The organism is Pseudomonas sp. S2_F03 (genome assembly GCF_054668335.1).
In genome coordinates, this window is the sequence record NZ_CP162759.1 from 6,146,097 (window position 1) to 6,165,491 (window position 19,395).

The following is a 19,395-nucleotide window of genomic DNA, read 5'->3' on the forward strand; positions in this document are numbered from 1 at the left end:
TAGGGAATTTCCCAAGGTGTCGGCCAAGCATGCGCAGAGTATCGGAGGTTGCCTAGGTCAATATCGGCCAGTAGCAAATCTGACAGCGAACCCTGCACTGACACAGTGGTCACAACAAGTGATGGCATCGCAACCGATCAGTGGCCTTGTCCCCTGAACTCAAGAGCGATGCTTGCAATCCACACATTTCAGGGTGCGCCGGATACTCCAGTGGTTTCGGTTCCTGTCTGAGGCAGGCGCTGATTGCTGCTCGCGTCCAATGCTCCCTTATCGGAGTACGCAAATGACTCAATCAATGCGGTTCTTCCTATCGCTCTTCCTCGCGGCAGCCTCATTGGCATCGGCGAGTCTCCTGAACACTGCCGGTGCGGCCACCGCCGAGGACCTGAATGCCGACTCTCGGCAAGCGTTGCAACTTCTCTACAAATCAACTCCCGCTGCCGAAACCCTCTCGCACAAGGCCAAGGCGATTTTGGTCTTCCCGAAAATCATCAAGGCAGGCCTTGTCTTCGGCGGCAGCTATGGCGAAGGCGTGTTAATGAAGGGCACGAAAGTAGATAACTATTACAACTCTGTCAGTGGGTCATGGGGGCTACAGGCTGGCGCCCAGTCGTATGGCTACGTGCTGTTTCTGATGACCGACAAAGCGGTGAAATATGTCGCTGAAACCAAAGGTTGGGAAATCGGTGTAGGACCCACGGTAGTGGTGGTTGATGAAGGGGTTGCGAAAAACCTTTCCAGCTCGACGCTCAAAGATGACGCGTACGCGTTCATCATCGACCAGCAAGGCTTGATGGCTGGCGTCAGTATTGAAGGAACCAAGATTTCCTTGATAAAACGTTAAATCCCGTTGTTTGGTTGGACATCGGGCGAACAATGCGGTCAGCCATGGCCCTGCGAGCAGCAGGACCATGGCTTGCCCTGATCAGCCGCGAATGAACTTCAGCAGCTCTTGATTGACCACATCGGCGTGCGTCGAGCACATCCCGTGGGGAAACTTCTCATACACCTTCAGCGACCCATTTTTCAGCAGTTTGCTCGACAGCAGCGCCGAGTCAGCAATGGGAACGATCTGGTCGTCGTCACCGTGCATGACCAAGGTTGGCACGGTGATCGCCCGCAGGTCATCCGTGAAGTCGGTTTCAGAGAAGGCCTTGATGCACTCGTAATGGGCATTTGCCGCGCCGGCCATGCCTTGGCGCCACCAGTTCTGGATCATGCCCGGCGAAACAGCGGCACCCGGGCGGTTGAAACCGTAGAACGGGCCACTGGCGACATCCAGATAGAACTGAGACCTGTTGGCTGCCAGTTGCTTGCGCATGTCATCGAACACCCCGATGGGAAGACCGCCTGGGTTGGTCGGGGTTTGACCATGACAGGCGGTACCGCACCAATCAAAATCAGTTTGGCCACGCGTTTCTGCACCTGGCCATACCTGGCGACATAGCGCGTCGCCTCCCCGCCTCCGGTCGAGTGACCGATATGCACAGCGTTGCGTAGATCCAGGTTCTGAACCAACGCCGCGACGTCTGCAGCGTAGTGGTCCATATCGTGGCCACCGCTCACTTGAGAGGACCTGCCGTGGCCGCGCCGATCATGTGCGATGACGCGATAACCCAAGCCAACGAAGAACAGCGCCTGACTGTCCCAATCATCACTGCTGAGCGGCCACCCATGGTGAAACACGATGGGCTGGGCGTTCTTCGGCCCCCAATCCTTGTAGAAAATGTCAACGCCATCTTGGGTAGTCACTTTGCTCATGATCATGCTTCCACTGTTGATGTCAGGAGAGTTGACGGACGAAATTGCAAGGCAAGGCGCCGAAGAAAACGCCGCCAGTGCGGCGGCACTCAAGCCAAGAACGATAAAATCTCGCCGGTCCGGGCTAGCAGGCCCATTGTTTTTGTTATTGCTCATTTGGTACTCCGCGTCAGTCAGCAGAGACGGGAGCCACAAGGCCCCCGTCTCTGGTCAGGAGATGGCACATACCCTGGATCACTGCCCTTCGAGTTTTTTCACCACTTCGTCGGTCGTCATCACGTCATTGGCGATGTAGCGGAAGTTGACCAGCGCGCTACCGTATCCATCGCCGTCAGGCAGCTTCGGACCGGCGACGGCGTCGCGGACGACAACCACTTCGAAGCCACGCTCCAGGAACTCGCGAAGGTGCGATTCGACGCACAGGTTGGAGGCCATGCCCACGAGGACGATTTTGTCGATCCGTTTCTTACGCAGTTGCAGCATCAGATCGTTGCTTTGAGGGCCATACAACTTGTGCGGTGAGGCGACGATGGTCTTACCGTCTTCAATGAAGGGTTTGAACTCCTGCATGAAGTCGGCGCCCGAGTTACGGAAGCCATCAAGCGTCAAGGCGCCCTTGCGATCGAAGAGCCCCAGCTTGTGCTGAACGGTCTCCGCTGGCGCCTCAAACTCCCATTTATGATCGTGGGGATAGTAGTAGTGCGGCGAGATGGCGACCGTCGCTCCGGCCTTTTTGAACGCCGTGAACAGCTTGCTCAGATGCGGAACCAGATTTTGCTCGGTAACGCTCTGACCGAAGACTGACCAGCCCGCGCCCTCTGGGCTCATGAAATCGATCTGCGGGTCGATCACGACTAGCGCGGTTCGGCTGGAATCCCACTCAAAGGTGGAGGCTGGGAGCGCGGGTTTGACCGGGTCGGCATACGGGTCCTCGGCGGCGGCGCCAATGCCCGGTGCAATCAGGAACGCCGCGAGCAAGGTGGCGCAGGCGATCATTTTTCCGGGGGGAGTTCTGTTGAAGGTCATTTGCACGTCCTCAAGGGTGGGGTGCATTTACGGTACGGCGAGAAGACGGCACGAAATGGACATTTATCCCTGGATTTCGGCCGACACGCGCAGCCACCTTGCATGAGGTGGATGGGCTCGCTACTCCTTCGTGACCTTCCAGACAGCACGCGCGTACTATGGCTTCCCCCATTCAGACTTTGGGCGTTCCGTTCATGCAGCGTCACATGTGTTTCCTGGTCTACCCAGGCTTCGTATTGCTGGATCTGAGCGGCCCGCTCGAAGCCTTCACCAACGCCAATCGCGCGCGCCCTTCGAGCTATCGATTCACGGTCGCGTCACTGGAGGGCGGGTTGATCCACGCGTCGAGCGGACTGCAAGTGGCGACTGAAACCATGCAGGTTGTCGAGCGCCTCGACACGCTCATCATCGTCGGCGCGCCAACTGCCCCAATCGATGACCGGATGATGCCGATGGCGGCTGCGATACGGGACATGTCCCCGCGCTCTCGCCGCACGGCCAGTGTCTGTACCGGCGCCTTCCTGCTCGCCGAGAGCGGCCTGCTCGACGGTCGCGTCGCGACCACGCATTGGAACTATGCGCCGCAATTGCAAGCACGCTATCCGTTGCTGCGCGTGGACGGCGATCGAATCTGGACCGAAGACGGGAATGTCTGGACGTCCGCCGGCATGTCGGCGGGCATCGACATGGCCCTGGCCATGATCGAACAAGACCTGGGCAAAGAGGTGTCGCATTCCGTCGCGCGCATGCTGGTGGTTTACTACCGGCGACCGGGGGGTCAATACCAGTTCTCTTCGCTGCTGGATTTCGACCCGGGCTCGGATCGCATCCGCACGGTGCTGAGCTACGCGCGCGATCATCTGCGTGACGATCTATCCGTTGAACGACTGGCCGACGTCGCCCATATGAGCGTGCGCCAGTTTGGTCGCGTATTCGCAGCGGCTATCGGAGTGACTCCGGCGAAAGCGATCGAGCGCCTGCGTATCGAGTCAGCGCGGCCACTGGTCGAGGACGGACACCAAACCTTCGAGGAGATCGCCAGGTGCTTCGGCTTCGGCGATGCCGATCACATGCTGCGCAGTTTCGTGCGCGTCGTAGGGCGCACGCCGCAAGAACTGCGGCGCAGTGCCCGACAGTCCAAAGATACTGGCGGGGCTGGGAGAAAGGAGGATCAAACGTCGGCGTAAGCGAGGCGCTCAGCGTTGATCAAGCAGCGAACTCGCCAACAACGCCTCCAACCCCATCGGCTTGGCAAAGTAGTAACCCTGGGCCTGCTCAGCGCCGATTTCGCGCAGCAAGTCCAGGGTCGCTTTGTCCTCGACACCTTCGGCCACCACACTCAGGTCCAGCGATTCGGCCATTCGCACAATCGCCCGCACGATGGCGCGACTGCGAGCACTGGTGGTCAGTTCGAGGATGAACGACTTGTCGATCTTCAGGCCGCTGAAACGGTATTGATGCACATAGCTCAGGGATGAAAACCCTGCACCGAAGTCATCGAGCACCACCGACATGCCGTTGTCGGCCAGTTGCTGCATGGTCAGTCGGGCAATGGCCGGCTCAGCCACCAGCGCACCTTCGGTCAACTCCAGGCAGATCCGCGACGGCGCGACCCCGCACCGGGCCAACAGGGCAAGCACTTCACTGGCAAATTCCGGGCGCGTCATGCTGTAGCTGGAGCAATTGACGTGCACCGCAGGCCAATTGGCGTGCTCGGGCTGTGCGAGGATTACTGCAATGCTGGTGAGCATGTACAGGTCCAGTCGACCGATCAGGCGCAACCCCTCGACATCCGGCAAAAACTCGCCCGGTGCGATCACCCGGCCGCCCGGCTGATGCCAGCGGATCAGCGCTTCAAGGGCCAACAGTTCGCCGGTTTCGACGCTGACAATCGGCTGGAAATACGGCAGCAGCTCGTCTGTACGTTTGAGCGCATTGCGCAAGGCCCCTTCCCGCTCAACCTGGTCCGAGACTTCACGGCGCACTTCCTGGTTGAACACTGCGTAGCTGTCGCGCCCGGCGCTTTTGACCCGGTACATCGCCGCATCGGCGTCGCGCAGCAGGTCGGCCGGCTCGTGATGGAATTGGCCGTCGGCACTGACAATGCCAATACTGCACGACGAAAAAACTTCATGGCCATTGATGAAAAACGGCAGGTCAAACGCCACCAGGATCCGTTCGGCGATTTCGATCACCACCTCCAGCGGCGCTGCGGGAGCCAGCACCGAAAACTCATCGCCCCCCAGGCGAGCCAGCATGTCGGTTTCGCGCAGGCAACCGCGTAACCGCTGGGCGGCCTGCATCAACAGCAGGTCGCCGAAATGGTGGCCGAGGCTGTCGTTGACCATCTTGAAACGGTCGAGGTCGATGAACATCACCGCCAGGTGCCCGCCTTCGCTGCCGAACTGCGACCAGGCCAGACCGAGGCGCTGTTGCAGGTAGGTGCGATTCGGCAGGCCGGTCAGCGCATCGTGGGAGTTTTCGTGTTGCAATTTGGCGTTGGCGTGATCGAGCTCGCGGGTGCGGTTCTGTACCCGGGCTTCGAGCTTGAGGTTGGCGGCATGGATCGCTTCGGCGGCTGTGCGTCGTGACAACGCGGTGTCAATGTGGCGCGACACGAACGTCAGCAGTTCCTGGTCGCGCAGGGTGTACCAGACCTGCGAGGTATAGCTTTGCACCGCCAGCACGCCGCGCACTGCATCGCCATCAAACAAGGGGATGCCTAGCCAGGAATAGGACCGGACATACTCATCGGCGAGTTCTATTTCACCGCACGCAGCCAATCGTTCGGCCTCGCCGGCATCAATCAGGCAAGGTCGACGCTGACGGATCACGTACTCGGTCAAGCCCCCGGCGCCCACGCCGGGCCGCCGGGCGGGTCGTCTGTCGCTCATCGACATAATAGGGAAAGGTCACTTCAGTGGTCGCGTCGTCGAACAGCGCGATGTAGAAGTTTTGCGCGAACAGCAGATCACCGACGATGCCATGCAACGTTTGAAACAGCTCAGCCATGTCGCCGGGCTGGCTCGACAGTTCAGCAATCTGGAACAGCGCGCTCTGCAGATGTTCGGCACGCTCGCGGTCCGCCACTTCCTGCCTCAAGGCATCGTTGAGTGCCGACAGCTCCAGGGTGCGGCGCATCACCGTCGCTTCCAGGTCCTCTCGGTGGAGGATCCGGTCCAGCGCCATGGCCACGTGGCGGGCTACCACCAGGAACAGCGCCCGGTCTTCAGCGCTGTAGGTACGAGAAACGTCGTAGACCTGCATGGCAAGCATGCCAAACACGTCATCCGAAGCATTTTTCAACGGTGCGCCCATCCAGAACTCTGGACGATCACCCACGCAGTAGAATCGGCCCTCGGCCTGAGCCGCGAGAATGCCGGCGGCGTCGATCAGCAACGGCTGGCCGGAGGTCAACACCTGGCCGGTCAGCGACAAGTGCGAAGGGTCCAGGTATTCGTAGTTTTCGGACTCCAGGGCATCAACGTCGATGATGTCGACGTAATACGGATAGTCAATCTTGCCGCTGTGCGGGTCATACAGCGCGAGATAGAAGTTCTCGGCGTCGATCAGGCTGGCCAGCAGCCGGTGAACCCCCACCAGAAACACCGACCGGTCGCGGGTCGAACTGGCCAGGTAGGTAATTTCATACAGTACGCGCTGAGTAATCTGCGCACGGGCAAGGGTATTGGTCTGTACCTGAATCCCCAGGCGCCGGGCAAACTCGGCGAGCGCCGGCTGCGCGGCATCATCGACTGGCGCGAGTAGCCAGCCCAGCACACTTTCGCCTTTACCGGTCGGCCAGCGGTGCAAGCCCATGGTCAGGCAAAAGGCTTCAAACGCTTCGTTTGCAATGCTTGATGGCCATTGCACCCGAGGGTCGCCCTGCCCGACCAAATGCATTTGTTCACCGGCGCGGTAAACCCCCCACGAGGTGGTGTGGGCCCAGTGACGAGCTGAGTCCAATAATTGGGCGATCGTGTCTTCATTGTCAGCACAGGTCATGCCGACAGTATCCGGTTGCTCATTCAGTTGAGGTGCGACAGCGTCGCAATCGGTCGATTGCCGCGGGGAGTCGGTCAATGGACGAAAACTCATCAGTGCTCCCTGAGCCAAAAACTGGCGAAACTCACATGCTGATTACTGGCAATGTGCCGGTGAGCTTCTCGTTTAAAGCTAATAGAAGTTTTTTTCAATAGTTTTATTCGCTTTAATGCCAACTATGGGACGGACAGCGAGTTATTTGCTACAGGTTGTCCAGAACAACGTTTCTACACTGATGTGCGAGGTCGCCCGGAATGGCGCGAGATCCGTTGCGAGTCTTTCAAAAAACAAGAGGAACACATTTATGAGCAAGGCTCGCGCGTTGGCCGTTGACGAGGAGCTGTCCAGGCCGCAAGCGATCAGTCTGCGTGAGGCGTTCTGGTTCTGGCTGAAGCTGGGGTTCATAAGCTTCGGCGGGCCTGCGGGACAAATTTCGATCATGCACCAGGAGCTGGTAGAACGACGGCGCTGGATATCCGAGCGCAGATTTCTGCATGCCCTCAACTACTGCATGTTGCTCCCGGGGCCGGAAGCTCAGCAGCTAGCGACTTATATCGGCTGGTTGATGCATCGAACATGGGGCGGCGTCATTGCGGGTGCACTGTTTGTGCTGCCCTCGCTGTTCATTCTGATCGCCCTGTCGTGGATGTACATCGCCTTCGGTGAAGTACCCGTGGTCGCCGGACTCTTCTATGGAATCAAGCCTGCGGTGACAGCGATTGTCGTGCAGGCGGCACACAGGATCGGCACTCGGGCGCTGAAGAACAATTGGCTGTGGGTGATTGCTGCGGCCTCATTTACGGCGATCTTCGCCTTCAATGTTCCATTCCCGTTGATCGTACTGGGCGCGGCATTGGTCGGTTATGTCGGCGGACGCCTGGCACCCGAGAAATTCAGGGTCGGGGGCCACAGCGCCACCAAAAAGTCCTTTGGCCCGGCCTTGATCGATGACGACACGCCGCCCCCTGAGCATGCCCGATTCAGCGGGTTGAGACTCGCCTCCCTCGCACTCATCGGCGCGGCGTTATGGGCGTTGCCGATGGGGATTTTGACCGCTCTCTTTGGTTGGGGAGGCACCTTGACCCAGATGAGCTGGTTCTTTACCAAAGCCGCCTTGCTGACCTTTGGTGGCGCCTACGCGGTGCTGCCTTATGTCTACCAAGGCGCGGTCGGTCACTATGGCTGGCTAACCCCGACTCAGATGATCGACGGCCTGGCGCTGGGGGAAACCACGCCTGGACCACTGATCATGGTGGTGGCTTTCGTGGGGTTTGTCGGCGCCTATGTCTCGCAAGTCTTCGGAGCTGATCAGGTGTTTCTGGCTGGCGCTGTCGCGGCGTCCCTGGTGACATGGTTCACCTTCCTGCCTTCGTTCTTGTTCATCCTCGCGGGCGGCCCGCTGGTAGAGTCGACTCACAACGAACTCAAGTTCACGGCACCGCTCACCGCCATTACGGCGGCGGTGGTTGGAGTGATCCTCAATCTGGCGTGTTTCTTCGGCTATCACGTGCTTTGGCCGAAGGGCTTCAGCGGCAACCTGGACTGGCCGTCTGCACTGATCGCCATTGCGGCGGCGGTGGCCTTGTTCCGCTTCAAACGCGGTGTCATTCAGGTGTTGATGGCCTGCGCGCTTGCCGGTTTGGCAGTGCATTTGCTGCGCTAGAGAGTTTGAACGGCTTGACCCTGTCTGGCGGGCTTCGAGCCCGCCAGATCATCCTCGCCTAATGAGCCATGCAGGCAGCATCGCCTGAGATGGCCTATTTACGCATTCAGGCCGATCCAGCCATGAAAGCCCACGTATAGACCAACACCGATGATCAACACGCTGGACAGGTATGGCGCGCGACGAGCAACGGCGCCCAGCCATGGCCAGCGATTGGACGCTTGCTTAGCGCCAATGGCCGCAGCAGCGCCCACCGTCACCAAAGTGATCGCCAGGCCGATGCTGAAGCACAGAACCAGCATGCCCCCTAGCGCGACCTCTTTAACCTGAAGACAGAGCAGCAAGACGGTAATCGCCGCAGGACATGGAATCAGACCGCCAGTCAGACCGAACATGACGATCTGCCCCGTGGTGACCTCGCGGTGGGTGAAGCGTTTGCGGATATCATTGGCGTGCGCTCGTTCGTGTGCGTCCTGATAGCCATCAATCGACAACTCCAGACCTTCCAGTTCCGAATGCCCGTGCCCGTGACTATGTTCCTGATACTCGAGATCGTAATCATGGGGAGTGGCCCGCATGCCCAAGACTCAAGCGAGCACTGAACTCATGCGGCTCCGGGATATCGGCGGCCGACTCCAGGAAACCCTCGCGCTCCACGAAAGAGAACGATTGAGTGCTGCCGTCCGGACGGGTCGTCATCAGGCGAACATCTGAGGCACTCCAGGCATGACCGCTCAATGCCTTCAGGCGCCAATGCGGTGGCATGCCTTCTTCAAAGATCGACAGTTCGATTCGGCCATGGCCAGTGTCGATGCGGTGGGTCTCATCATGATGGCCATGGCCATGTTCGCCGTGGTGATGATTGTCACCTTGCTCGAACTTGAACATTTGTTCACCGCGCCAGGTGCGCCACAGCATCCACAGCGCAATCACGATGATCAATACCGAGGACGCCAGCTGGAAGTAAGGCTCCGTGGTTTGAGCATCCAGGCCTTTACCCAAATACATGCCCCCGATGGCGACCAGCCACACCACTGCCGTGTGCGACAGCGTCGCGGCCAAACCCAACAAAACCGCCTGTTTGACCGAGCCACGAATGGCCACGATGAAGGCCGCCATCATGGTTTTTGAATGACCCGGTTCCAGGCCATGCAAGGCCCCAAGTAAAATTGCGCTCGGGAAGTACAGCCAGGCGTGAGTCCCACCCTGTTGCAGCAGTTCAGCGAAGTTGGGCATGTCTGGCCTAGAGGTACTTGGTGATTTGTTTGAACGCGTCCAGTGGTGCGCGCTCGCCATTGTTCAACGCCGAGACGGTGTCTTCCAGACAGTGATCAATATGATCCTGGATGAGCGTGCGCTTGGCTTGGCACACCGCTTTTTCTACCGCATGCAGTTGCTGAGCGATGTCCACGCAATCACGGCCCTCTTCGATCATGGTGATGATGCCGCGTAGATGGCCATCCGCGCGCTTGAGGCGTTTGACAATCGCTTCATGACTTTGGTGGGTGTGGGAATGGTTGTGTCCGTGCTCACTCATGACTTGAGCCTCTGGCCTCAATGAATTATGGCGGCATCCTATCCCCCCTGGGGGATACCGTCAAACGCATCAACGCCCTCGAAGCGTGCCAAAACATAAACACTTTGCCCTGTAAGCACGGGGACTTTCCGGCCCTGGGATTGGGCGCGCAGAAATTCCACCGCGGCTGCCGCTATTGGCTCGCTGCAATCGAACGTGTGATGTGGATTGTGAAGGCCGCCGTAAAAAACAGATCAGTTTCGGCTTCTGTATGGCGGCTTTGGGGTGTGGATTCAATCGGTGAAATCCACAGCCGATAGAGGGTCGTCTGGACCGGCCCTCTGGTTCAAATCACGACACCTTTGAGAAAGTCGAAAGGTGTCGCGTGTTTTCTCTGCAGGACGCTCGTGCAAAGTCAGGTGTGAGCTGAACCTGTCGATCGCTCAGTCAACAGTATCTTGAGCGCTCACCAGCCACTGACTCAAAACGAATGTTTCGATCCCGACGTCGCAGCGTTACTCAATCCTTTGGCGTTGTGATCCCCAGGGGTGGCTCTCGAAACAGCGGTGGCTTTAGCAACACCGCGAGTATCTTTGGAGTGGGCGATACCTGAAGTGGTTGAACCATGAGCGCGATCACCATTGCGATCATTGCCATAGTGGTTCCCGCTTATGCCATGGTCGCGAACAGACCTGCCGGCATGATCGCTGCTCAGTCCATTGCCGTGGCCATTACTGTTGGAGTTGCCGGCGTGATCTGAACCGCTGTGACCGCTCCCAACACCGCCGCCATGGCCACCACCGTTTCCACTACCATTTCCACCGCCGTGACCACCGCCATTACCACCACCACCACCACCACCACCACCACCACCACCGTCTTTCGCATAGGCGGAGTTCATCATGGACAGGTCAGCAGGGAGTAACGGGGCGGCTGCAAGCATCATGGCGCATGACATTACAGCAACAAGACTCTTGTTTTTTAAAAGCATGATTGCTTCCATAAGGTTGATATCGCGCACTTTATGACGCGTTATCCCCTTGGCAGTTCAAGTCTTGCGACAGACGGGATGCACGGTGTACTGGCCAAACAGGCGTGCGCGCCAGAAGGCGCGCTAAAACGAATACTGGCAAGGTCATGCCAACAGCGCTTACTGCTCAAGCTTTAATCAAAAGCACCATTCAAGACTTCATAAATCAGCCCCGTTGCCAGCGCGACCAGTATCAAGTCCGTGCCCACTTGCTGCCATTCGTACCCCTCATAGTGCGGCAGTCTACCGATCAGCCGGCCATCGAGTTTTTTGGCGATGCCCGGAGGAAGTGGTTTGCCTCTCGCCAGGTTTTTTTGAATGCCCGGTGGCAACGCGGGCCCAGGGCTCCAGTAGTCCGGATAACCGCCAACAATCCCGAGAATGCTGCTGCGATTAATGCTTGGACCATTGTCCCAATCGCTGCCCCCGGAATTGTTGCCTTTGTTTCCATGACCTTTTTGGTTGCCATGGTCTTGGGTGTTTTGAGGATTTCCCTTTGCGTTTCCCTGGCCTTTCCCGTTACCAGGATCGGCCCATGCCGTAGCGGAGCCGGAGACCAGCGCACAACAGGCAACAGTTGCAATCAATGAGCGAAATCTGAACATGGAAGGTTCCTTCAACGTGGATCAATTTCTACGTCTATCAAGACACTCGCGGCGCAGCACAAGGTTATTGATTTCCATGCAACTGACCGAGTGATCATCATCAGCTTTGTTTTTGGCCTTGTCCTTGGCTTTATCGCAATTGCCATTGTTGTTGCAATTACCTTTCCCTTTTTGATCGTTGTTGTTTTTTACGCAGTTTCTCGCGTCGCTTGCACTGCCCGAATCACCGCAATTTGAACCGGCAAAGGACAACGCAGGTAACGCCAGGGATAACAGAAGTGTGCATACAGAGGCCACTACGATTCGCATGACGAAACTCCTGAGTAGTTTGTTTTTACCAGCGACTGCCGATTTGAGCCGGTCTGGCTGACTATAGCAGTCCCTATTGAAGCGGCTCGTCGACGGGGCTGTGGATTCAACCGGTCGATGCACCCGATTGTCTGCGCCAGGTGCCAGGTGATGTGCCGAACTGGCGTTTGAACGCGCGACTGAACGCGGCTTCGGATTCGTAGCCCACGGCAAAGCCGATTTGCGCCACATTCCCGCGGCCTTCGCGCAACTGTTGCGCCGCCACGTGCATACGCCAGAGCGTCAGGTACTGCATGGGCGGTTGTCCGACCAATGCCGTAAATCGCTCGGCGAATGCCGAGCGCGACATGCCCACTTCAAGCGCCAGTGCTTCTGCCGTCCAGCCCTCGGTTGGACGAGCATGGAGCAACGCGAGTGCCCGCCCGATGTGGGGGTCTCGTAACCCCGCCAGCCACCCGCGCCGCTCGGCCGGGAGGCTGGCGACATGCTGGCTGACGGCTTCGACGAATAACAATTCGGAGAGCTTGGCGATAACCGCTGTCGAGCCGACGCGCCCCGCTGCGATCTCGCTGACAGCGAAACGAAATGAGCTCTCAATCCAGGCGCCCGAAGCCGTCGCGCGTACGTCTAGTTTCAATAAGGATGGCAGCGATGAAAGCAACGGACTGAAGGGCGTTTCAGACCCGAGGAAGCCACACAATAGTTGCGTGACCTCTCCGCCCCCGCCGTGCTTGATTCGTGCAATGCCGCCGACTTCTGGCGGTTGAATGACCTCACCCGCAGACATCGGCGCAATGCTCAGATCGCTGCCAAACGTATGAGTGTCGTTACGAGGAAGCAGAATGAGCTCGCCTGCTTGCACATCGATGGCGGGCTCCCCGTCGATCCGCAATTGCATGTGCCCCGCGGCGACAAAGTGCGACGCAATGATATGTCGAGGTGCCGCCAGGAACGGTTTGCAATCGTCGGCCGAGATTTTTCCGCCGATGCACCAGGGCGCAGTGAACTCCGCCTCGAGGAACACCCCTCCAGACAGCCGAATCACACGCAAGACATCAGAAAGCGCATCCAGCACTCGCCAGCCCTCCTCTCCGGAGTCCGGAGCAAGTAATCCGGCGCACTGGTCATTCATCGCCGGAACGGCGAGGCCTAGATTAGCACCAACGCGGACCCGGCGATCGAGACTGGCCCCAGAGGCTTCACCCATGGTCATTGGTTCCGACGTCAACCGTAGCTGCCCATAAGCAGGAGATCGAAATGAACACCGTCGCGACCCTACTCAACGCGGAATCGAGCAACGCCGCCCGTTATGCTCAACTTGTCAGATCATCGAAGAAAGCGGAATGGCAGATCGATCGTGATTTGCTGCAGGACCGGAGCTTCGACTTCTCGCGCAAATTCTTGCCCGACGGACTCTCACGGATCGACCGGCTGACCTTTCTCACCGAGGATGAAGCGCGCCGGCTCAGTCAGGTTCATGGCCGAACCTACGCGTATATCTTTGGTCTGGTCGAACGGTTTATCAGCGCCAAAATGCTCGATCAAGGTCGCGCCCATGTCTTTGACGATCAACTGGCACTTGAAGCGCTGGTGCGTTTTTCCAACGACGAGATCAAGCACCAGGAACTGTTCCGGCGCATGGAAACGATGATGAGTGCGCAATTGCCTGCGGGCTATCGTCAGGTTGCCGACCCAAACGATGTGGCCCGCGCAGTACTGGCGGCCAGTACCTGGTCGGTGCTGGCGTTGACCTGTCATATCGAGCTGTTTGTGCAAACGCACTACTCGCAAAGCATCGCCCCGCGCGAGGAGTTGTGCCCGTTATTCAAGGATGTCTTCAAGTTTCACTGGATGGATGAGAGCCGGCACGTCGTACTGGATGAACTGGAGTGGAAGGCAGAGCACGCGAAACTCTCGCCAGCCGAGCGCGATCAGGCCGTTAACGATCTGATTGCGCTGGTGGCGGCTGTCGACGGCATCCTGCAGGCGCAATCGGTTGCCGATGCCGACTACTTCATTCGAAACGTTTCACGCCCGTTCAGCGTCGATGAAACAGCGCAAATCAACGCCTGCATGCTGGGCGCCTACCGCTGGCAATACATCATCTCGGGCGTGCAGCATCCCCACTTTGGCCGGCTGCTGACGCGCATGACAACGCCAGCGCAACTGTCCAGGATCCAGGCCGCACTGGCCCCCATCATGAGCCATTGATCGACAGCGCGCGACCGACCACTGGCCGCGCAGCTGGGCAATGACGTGCTGAAAACAATTGATCGAGGATGGCCGCCATGACGATCCCCCAGTGGATGTTGCTTGGATTTGCGACCTGGACGTTGCTGCTATTGATGGCAACCGTCGGGGTGTATCGCTGGGTCGCCATCCTGTTCTCGAAGGTTGCGATTGCCTCTTTTCGCAGCGATCAACTCGAAGGCGAGGACTGGTATCGGCGCGGGACAAGAGCACACGCCAACTGCGTGGAAAACCTGCCGGTCTTTGGCGCCATCGTGTTCGTGGTTTCAGCCTTGGGTGTCAGCGGCCCCGCAGTGAACGACTTGTCCATACTCGTGCTGGTGGCTCGGGTGTGCCAGTCTCTGGTTCACGTCTCCCATGTGCAAACCGACCGGTTCGTGGCCGTTCGGTTTACCTTCTTTTGCATTCAGTTGATCTGTTTTCTTGCGCTCATTGGTATAGCTGTTTGCTACGCCGTATGAGTGCTCACGTCGTGGAATGTATCCAGCTCAGGCCAACAGTTCGGTGATCCAGCGAGTCTGCCGGGCGATTTCCTGCACCTTCTCCTCGGGCACAGCCTGCCGCGCCCGGGTGAAGTGGGTCAGCGTGCGCTGCTTCAGGCGCAGCATGCGCTGCCACTTGAGCAGGAACGCCGGGCTGCGTGCCTGCATCTGTAACGGACCGAAGTACAGTTCCTCGGCGGTGTACTTCACCGGCCCTGCCCGCTCCGCGACGATAATTTCGTAGTCGAAGCGGTTTTCCCGCAGCACTTCCTCGTGGAGGATACGGTAGCCATTTTCCATCAGCCATTGGCGCAGTGGCTGCTCGCCGCCGTTGGGTTGCAGGATCAGGCGTTCCTGGCCGCTCAGATGTGATTTGCCGCTGTCGAGGATGTCGCGGATGGTCTCGCCACCCATGCCGCAGAGGCTGATCGCCGTGATCCCGTCACCCGGCTCGATCGCCGCCAGGCCATTGGCCAGGCGCACGGTGATCCGCTGATCCAGGCCGTTTTCGCGCACAGTGCGTTCGGCCGCACGAAACGGCGTCAATGCCACCTCGCCGGCGACCGCCGCTACGATGGCGCCACGGCGCATCAATGCCACCGGCAGGTAGCCGTGATCCGAGCCGATATCGGCCAGGCGCGCACCGACTGGCACCTGCGCCGCGACGCGCTCCAGGCGCTTGGACAATGTCTGTTCGTTCAACTACAGCCCCTTTTCACCGCGAACGTCCGACAACGTTGGCCGGCTTGGGGCGCGATTCTGGCGAGCAACGCCGTACATTTCAAATTTATGCGACCGGGGTCATGGTTCGCCCCGTACCCGCTGTTCGCGTATCAGCGCAAACGCTGGTGATGCCCTTCAATCAGCCCTTCCCGCAATGCCCGCCTGACCTCAGCCTGTATGGCATAAGCCGGCGCTTCCACCGCATTGAAGTCATGTGTATACCGCTGGGCAAACCCTTCTACTCCCCATTCCTGATACTGCTGCACGTGCTTTAGTTCGTGCGCCCAGAGCGCGAGGTCCTGTTCTGCGGTTTGAGCGTCGCGGAACAGGATGATGTCGATCAGCGTCACGGCACCGACATCGGGGTTTTGCAGCATGGCAGTGGCTGCGTTCATTTGGCTGTTATCGCTGACTTTGTAGCGCGCGGTATCAAGGACACTGGGGTCGTACCAGCGCAGCAGTTGCTCCCGGATGTGCGGTGGAATCGGTTGGGTGCCGGCGATATCTGCTTCAGCGCGGGCTTGGGTCAGCCACAACGCCAGGGCAGGTGCCGCCATCTGGTAAATGCCATCAGCCATCAGTCCCAGGTCTGGCAAGCAAACGCAGCTGTCCAGGCACACGGGTTTCTCGCCGGATGGACAGCCGCTGGTCTGGGCTGGGACTTCAAGTGTCAGGCAAAGCGCTAACAGCGCCACCAGGCGCGTGGTGATGGGCGGCATTGGGCGCTCCATGGACGGACGCAAGTGGGTCGTTTGATCGACGACCCGCACAGCGTTAGCGTAGTCCTGAACCAGGTGCCCTATGCCCGAGATGCTTTTTTCAGGGTGGGCAGCACGGCACCACCCGCCGCCGCCGCCAAGTTTGAAAATATTCGATCTGCCTGATTTATCACGGATTTTTCCTCGCCTGCCCATCGTCGCTTGGGACTCTTCAAAATGATGCCGTAACAATGGCATCCCTCGCTAATCGTTAGCGTAGACACCTGCTTGCCCAGAAATCCCCCGTGGAAATTGATATAGATAGCTGGCTATTTGTTATCAATTCTCTGAAGTATTGATTTGAACTTTCAGATTCTTTCGCCGCTCAGCCTGTGCCTAACATCGGCTCCACAGCGAACCAGCCTTGGCATTGTTCAACAGCTTGGTGCGTCGACGTGCTTTTGCAGTAGGCCCTGGATTTTTGAGGATCACCGATGAAGCTGGAAATTTTTCGCACGCTGTGGGGTTACACCGCCAGCAAGGCTCAGGCGCTTGAAGAGCTGCTGCAAGCAGGCTTTGATGGCATAGAAGCGCGACTGCCACTGGACGCCCGTGAGCGGGCTGAGTTTGGCGCCTTTCTAAAGGCCAATCGCCTGGGCTATATCAGCACCGTCTTCACCGCCTACGACGTGCTGCCGGATCAGTCGGCAACGCCCGCCGTACACCTCAATGACCTCGAACAGAAACTCGCCTGGGCTGGCGAACTCGGCCCACGCTTCGTCAACGTACTGGCGGGCAACGATCGCTGGTCCTTGCCACAACAAGTGGAGTTCTTTGGACAGGCGCTGGATCTGGCGCGCAAGCATGGCCAGGTCTGCAGTTTCGAAACTCATCGCTCGCGTTCGCTGTTCAACCCTTGGGTGACCCTGGAGTTGATCCGGCAACTGCCTGATCTGTTGTTCACCAGTGACATCAGCCATTGGGTCGTGACCTGCGAGCGTCTGTTGAATGACCCGGCCGATGACCTGAGCCCTTTCATCGAGCGCGTTCACCATATCCAGGCCCGGGTCGGTTACGACCAAGGCCCGCAGGTTCCGCACCCGGCGGCTCCCGAATATGCAAAAGAACTGGCCTTCCATCAGCAGCACTGGGAAAGCATCTGGCGCTCGCAACAGGCCCGTGGTTATCAGGTCAGCACCCTGACCCCGGAATTCGGCGCCGATGGCTACCTGCATCATTTGCCCTTCACCAATGTCCCGGTCGCCGACCTGTGGTCATTGAACGTGTGGATGGGCCAGACCGAGCGCGAACACTTCGAGCGTTTCCACCACTCAAACCATCCTTAGGGAGCCCATGCGTCATGCCTGACAATAAAAATAACAGCGCCAGTACTGACACACTCAAAGCCAACTTCAACAGCATCCCGGTGGTCAGCATCGCCGGTCTGTTCAGTGTTGAACTGGAACACCGCCTGGCCGTGGCCGAACAATTGGGGCGCGCTGCCAGCGAGGTCGGGTTCCTCTATATCACCGACCACGGTATCGACCCGCAACTGATCGCCAATCTGCGCAAGGCTGCCAAGGACTTTTTCGCCCAGCCCATCGACACCAAGATGCGGCACTACATCGGCACCTCGCAAACCCACAAAGGTTTTGTGCCCGAAGGCGAAGAGGTCTATTCCAAAGGCAAGCCGGACCACAAGGAAGCCTTCGACGTCGGCTTCGAAGTCCCCGCCGATGACCCGCTGGTGCTGGCCAACACCCCATTGCTTGGACCTAACGACTGGCCGCAGTTGCCCGGTTTCAAGGCGTCGGTGCAGGCCTACTACGAAGCGATCTTCGCCTTGGGCCGGCGCCTGTTCGGTGGCTTCGCCCTGACCCTGGGCCTGGAAGAAAACTATTTCGACAGCCTGGTCACCCGTCCGCCGTCCAAGCTGCGCCTGATCCACTACCCCTTCGACGGTGCGGCCCATGATGCACCGGGTCTTGGCGCTCATACTGATTACGAGTGCTTCACCATTCTCCTGGCCGACAAACCAGGCCTTGAGGTGATGAACAATCTTGGCCAATGGATCGATGCACCACCGATGGCCGATGCCTTTGTGGTCAACATCGGCGACATGTTGGAGGTGATGACAGCAGGCGCCTTCGTCGCAACCGCGCACCGGGTGCGCAGCGTGAGGGAGGAGCGCTATTCCTTTCCCCTGTTCTATGCCTGCGACTACCACACCCAGATCAAACCGCTGCCCGGGTTCGCCCAGGCCGGTAACGACTACGAAGAAATCACGATCGGCGAACACATGTATGGCCAGGCGCTGCAGACGTATCAATATCTGCGCCAGAGGGTGGCCAATGGGGAAGTTCAACTGCCAGGTAAGGCACGCAAGCCCGCCAGTTTTGGACATTTGAAAAATCAGGTTCAACCGTCCTGATTGAAGTTTTCAGCTAACCCCTTACCTACGCCGGAGCAGTAAATAATGAAAAAAAATAACAAAGCCCTGTTGAGCATGGCCATATTGGCAGCCGGTATGTTCGGTGCCTCGGTGAGCATGGCCGCGACTGACACGTTCAAGGTCGGCATGGAAATCACCTACCCTCCTTTCGAGTCCTACGACAAGGACAAAAACGTGGTGGGTTCCGACCCCGAACTGGCTACAGCCCTGGCCAAACACATGAACGCCAAGGTGGAGTTCGTCGACACCAAGTTCCCGAGCCTGATCCTGGGCTTGAACTCCGCCAAGTACGACGCGGTCATTTCCGGCATGTACATCACACCGGAGCGCCAGACTCAGGCCCAGACCATCGCCTATGCCAACACCGGGGCCTCGGTCATGGTGCCCCAGGGCAGCGAGATCAATGCAAAGAAACCTGAAGACCTGTGCGGCTTGAAACTGGGTCTGGAACAAGGCACTACTTGGGTCAAGGAATTCAGGAAGCTGTCCGATGAGTACTGCGTGCCGAACAACAAAGGCGCTATCACCGTCAGCGAGTACCCTTCGGCCCCGAAGTGACCCAGGCCCTGTTGTCCAAGAATATTCAGGCCCAGGTTGAAATCGCCGGCGCCGCAAAATTGATCGCGGAAAAGACCAATGGCCGCGTGGTGATCACCACCGACCACCCGATCTATCAGCAAACCCTGGGTATCTTCGTCAAGAAAGGTAATGACGAAACGTTCCAGGCCGTGCAAAAGGCCTTTGAGGAGACCAAAAAGAGCGGTGAATATGCCGCTATTCTTAAGAAATATGCCTTGGAAGAACCGACTGCCCACTAAGAACGCGTCCCTGTAGTC

15 protein-coding genes and 4 pseudogenes are annotated in these 19,395 nt (G+C 58.4%); 8 read left to right on the forward strand and 11 right to left on the reverse strand.

Annotated elements, in window-relative coordinates; translation table 11 throughout:
- Nucleotides 1-283 precede the first annotated feature (283 nt).
- Entirely contained in the window at nucleotides 284-844 is a 561-nt protein-coding gene (locus AB4N76_RS28910) for a lipid-binding SYLF domain-containing protein (protein WP_460163891.1), read from the forward strand.
- Nucleotides 845-925: 81 nt separating this feature from the next.
- Here AB4N76_RS28910 and AB4N76_RS28915 read toward each other — a convergent pair.
- Both AB4N76_RS28915 and AB4N76_RS28920 read right to left on the reverse strand, forming a co-directional pair.
- Nucleotides 926-1,761: pseudogene (locus tag AB4N76_RS28915) on the reverse strand (alpha/beta fold hydrolase).
- Between the two features lie 234 nt (nucleotides 1,762-1,995).
- Nucleotides 1,996-2,787, reverse strand: a complete 792-nt coding sequence (locus AB4N76_RS28920; protein ID WP_077430146.1) for a cysteine hydrolase family protein — start codon at nucleotides 2,785-2,787, stop codon at nucleotides 1,996-1,998.
- A gap of 158 nt (nucleotides 2,788-2,945) precedes the next feature.
- On the opposite strand from AB4N76_RS28920, the gene AB4N76_RS28925 reads away from it, so the two are divergent.
- Nucleotides 2,946-3,974: a GlxA family transcriptional regulator gene (locus tag AB4N76_RS28925; RefSeq protein WP_256577114.1), complete on the forward strand. Its 1,029-nt coding sequence runs from the start codon at nucleotides 2,946-2,948 to the stop codon at nucleotides 3,972-3,974.
- A 9-nt stretch (nucleotides 3,975-3,983) separates the two neighbouring features.
- Here the strand turns inward: AB4N76_RS28925 and AB4N76_RS28930 are convergent.
- A pseudogene (locus AB4N76_RS28930) lies at nucleotides 3,984-6,885 on the reverse strand (sensor domain-containing phosphodiesterase).
- 250 nt (nucleotides 6,886-7,135) lie between these two features.
- Between AB4N76_RS28930 and chrA the strand changes: the two are divergent.
- Nucleotides 7,136-8,494 carry a chromate efflux transporter gene (gene chrA / locus AB4N76_RS28935; protein ID WP_077430144.1) on the forward strand — a complete coding sequence of 453 codons (1,359 nt, stop codon included), beginning with the start codon at nucleotides 7,136-7,138 and terminating at the stop codon, nucleotides 8,492-8,494.
- A 98-nt stretch (nucleotides 8,495-8,592) separates the two neighbouring features.
- Here the strand turns inward: chrA and AB4N76_RS28940 are convergent.
- From AB4N76_RS28940 to AB4N76_RS28965, 6 genes and pseudogenes are all read right to left on the reverse strand, one after another.
- Nucleotides 8,593-9,730, reverse strand: a pseudogene (locus AB4N76_RS28940) (nickel/cobalt efflux protein RcnA).
- 7 nt (nucleotides 9,731-9,737) lie between these two features.
- A complete protein-coding gene (locus tag AB4N76_RS28945) occupies nucleotides 9,738-10,031 on the reverse strand; it encodes a metal-sensing transcriptional repressor (protein WP_046027176.1) in 294 nt (97 codons plus the stop codon).
- A 460-nt stretch (nucleotides 10,032-10,491) separates the two neighbouring features.
- Nucleotides 10,492-11,001, reverse strand: a complete 510-nt coding sequence (locus tag AB4N76_RS28950; protein WP_460164653.1) for a hypothetical protein — start codon at nucleotides 10,999-11,001, stop codon at nucleotides 10,492-10,494.
- A 173-nt stretch (nucleotides 11,002-11,174) separates the two neighbouring features.
- Nucleotides 11,175-11,645 (reverse strand): anti-virulence regulator CigR family protein, encoded by a 471-nt coding sequence (locus AB4N76_RS28955; protein WP_460163892.1) that lies wholly within the window; start codon nucleotides 11,643-11,645, stop codon nucleotides 11,175-11,177.
- Between the two features lie 21 nt (nucleotides 11,646-11,666).
- Entirely contained in the window at nucleotides 11,667-11,954 is a 288-nt protein-coding gene (locus AB4N76_RS28960) for a hypothetical protein (RefSeq protein WP_139348050.1), read from the reverse strand.
- Nucleotides 11,955-12,060: 106 nt separating this feature from the next.
- Nucleotides 12,061-13,029 carry an AraC family transcriptional regulator gene (locus tag AB4N76_RS28965; protein WP_077430141.1) on the reverse strand — a complete coding sequence of 323 codons (969 nt, stop codon included), beginning with the start codon at nucleotides 13,027-13,029 and terminating at the stop codon, nucleotides 12,061-12,063.
- A 182-nt stretch (nucleotides 13,030-13,211) separates the two neighbouring features.
- On the opposite strand from AB4N76_RS28965, the gene AB4N76_RS28970 reads away from it, so the two are divergent.
- Nucleotides 13,212-14,165, forward strand: a complete 954-nt coding sequence (locus AB4N76_RS28970) for a diiron oxygenase (RefSeq protein ID WP_460163893.1) — start codon at nucleotides 13,212-13,214, stop codon at nucleotides 14,163-14,165.
- 77 nt (nucleotides 14,166-14,242) lie between these two features.
- Complete coding sequence (locus AB4N76_RS28975; RefSeq protein WP_460163894.1) at nucleotides 14,243-14,665, forward strand: MAPEG family protein; 423 nt, start codon at nucleotides 14,243-14,245, stop codon at nucleotides 14,663-14,665.
- Nucleotides 14,666-14,692: 27 nt separating this feature from the next.
- Here the strand turns inward: AB4N76_RS28975 and AB4N76_RS28980 are convergent, their stop codons facing one another.
- Together AB4N76_RS28980 and AB4N76_RS28985 are read right to left on the reverse strand one after the other, a co-directional pair.
- Complete coding sequence (locus tag AB4N76_RS28980) at nucleotides 14,693-15,388, reverse strand: tRNA (adenine(22)-N(1))-methyltransferase (protein WP_046027168.1); 696 nt, start codon at nucleotides 15,386-15,388, stop codon at nucleotides 14,693-14,695.
- A 131-nt stretch (nucleotides 15,389-15,519) separates the two neighbouring features.
- Complete coding sequence (locus tag AB4N76_RS28985; protein ID WP_460163895.1) at nucleotides 15,520-16,128, reverse strand: eCIS core domain-containing protein; 609 nt, start codon at nucleotides 16,126-16,128, stop codon at nucleotides 15,520-15,522.
- Nucleotides 16,129-16,601: 473 nt separating this feature from the next.
- Between AB4N76_RS28985 and AB4N76_RS28990 the strand changes: the two genes are divergently transcribed.
- The 3 genes and pseudogenes from AB4N76_RS28990 to AB4N76_RS29000 all read left to right on the forward strand — a co-directional run bounded on the left by AB4N76_RS28990 (nucleotide 16,602) and on the right by AB4N76_RS29000 (nucleotide 19,377).
- Nucleotides 16,602-17,453, forward strand: a complete 852-nt coding sequence (locus AB4N76_RS28990) for a sugar phosphate isomerase/epimerase family protein (protein WP_460163896.1) — start codon at nucleotides 16,602-16,604, stop codon at nucleotides 17,451-17,453.
- A gap of 14 nt (nucleotides 17,454-17,467) precedes the next feature.
- The gene (locus tag AB4N76_RS28995; RefSeq protein WP_077430138.1) at nucleotides 17,468-18,538 is read left to right on the forward strand and encodes an isopenicillin N synthase family dioxygenase; all 1,071 of its coding nucleotides are present in this window, start codon (nucleotides 17,468-17,470) and stop codon (nucleotides 18,536-18,538) included.
- 45 nt (nucleotides 18,539-18,583) lie between these two features.
- Nucleotides 18,584-19,377: pseudogene (locus AB4N76_RS29000) on the forward strand (ABC transporter substrate-binding protein).
- Nucleotides 19,378-19,395: the final 18 nt, after the last annotated feature.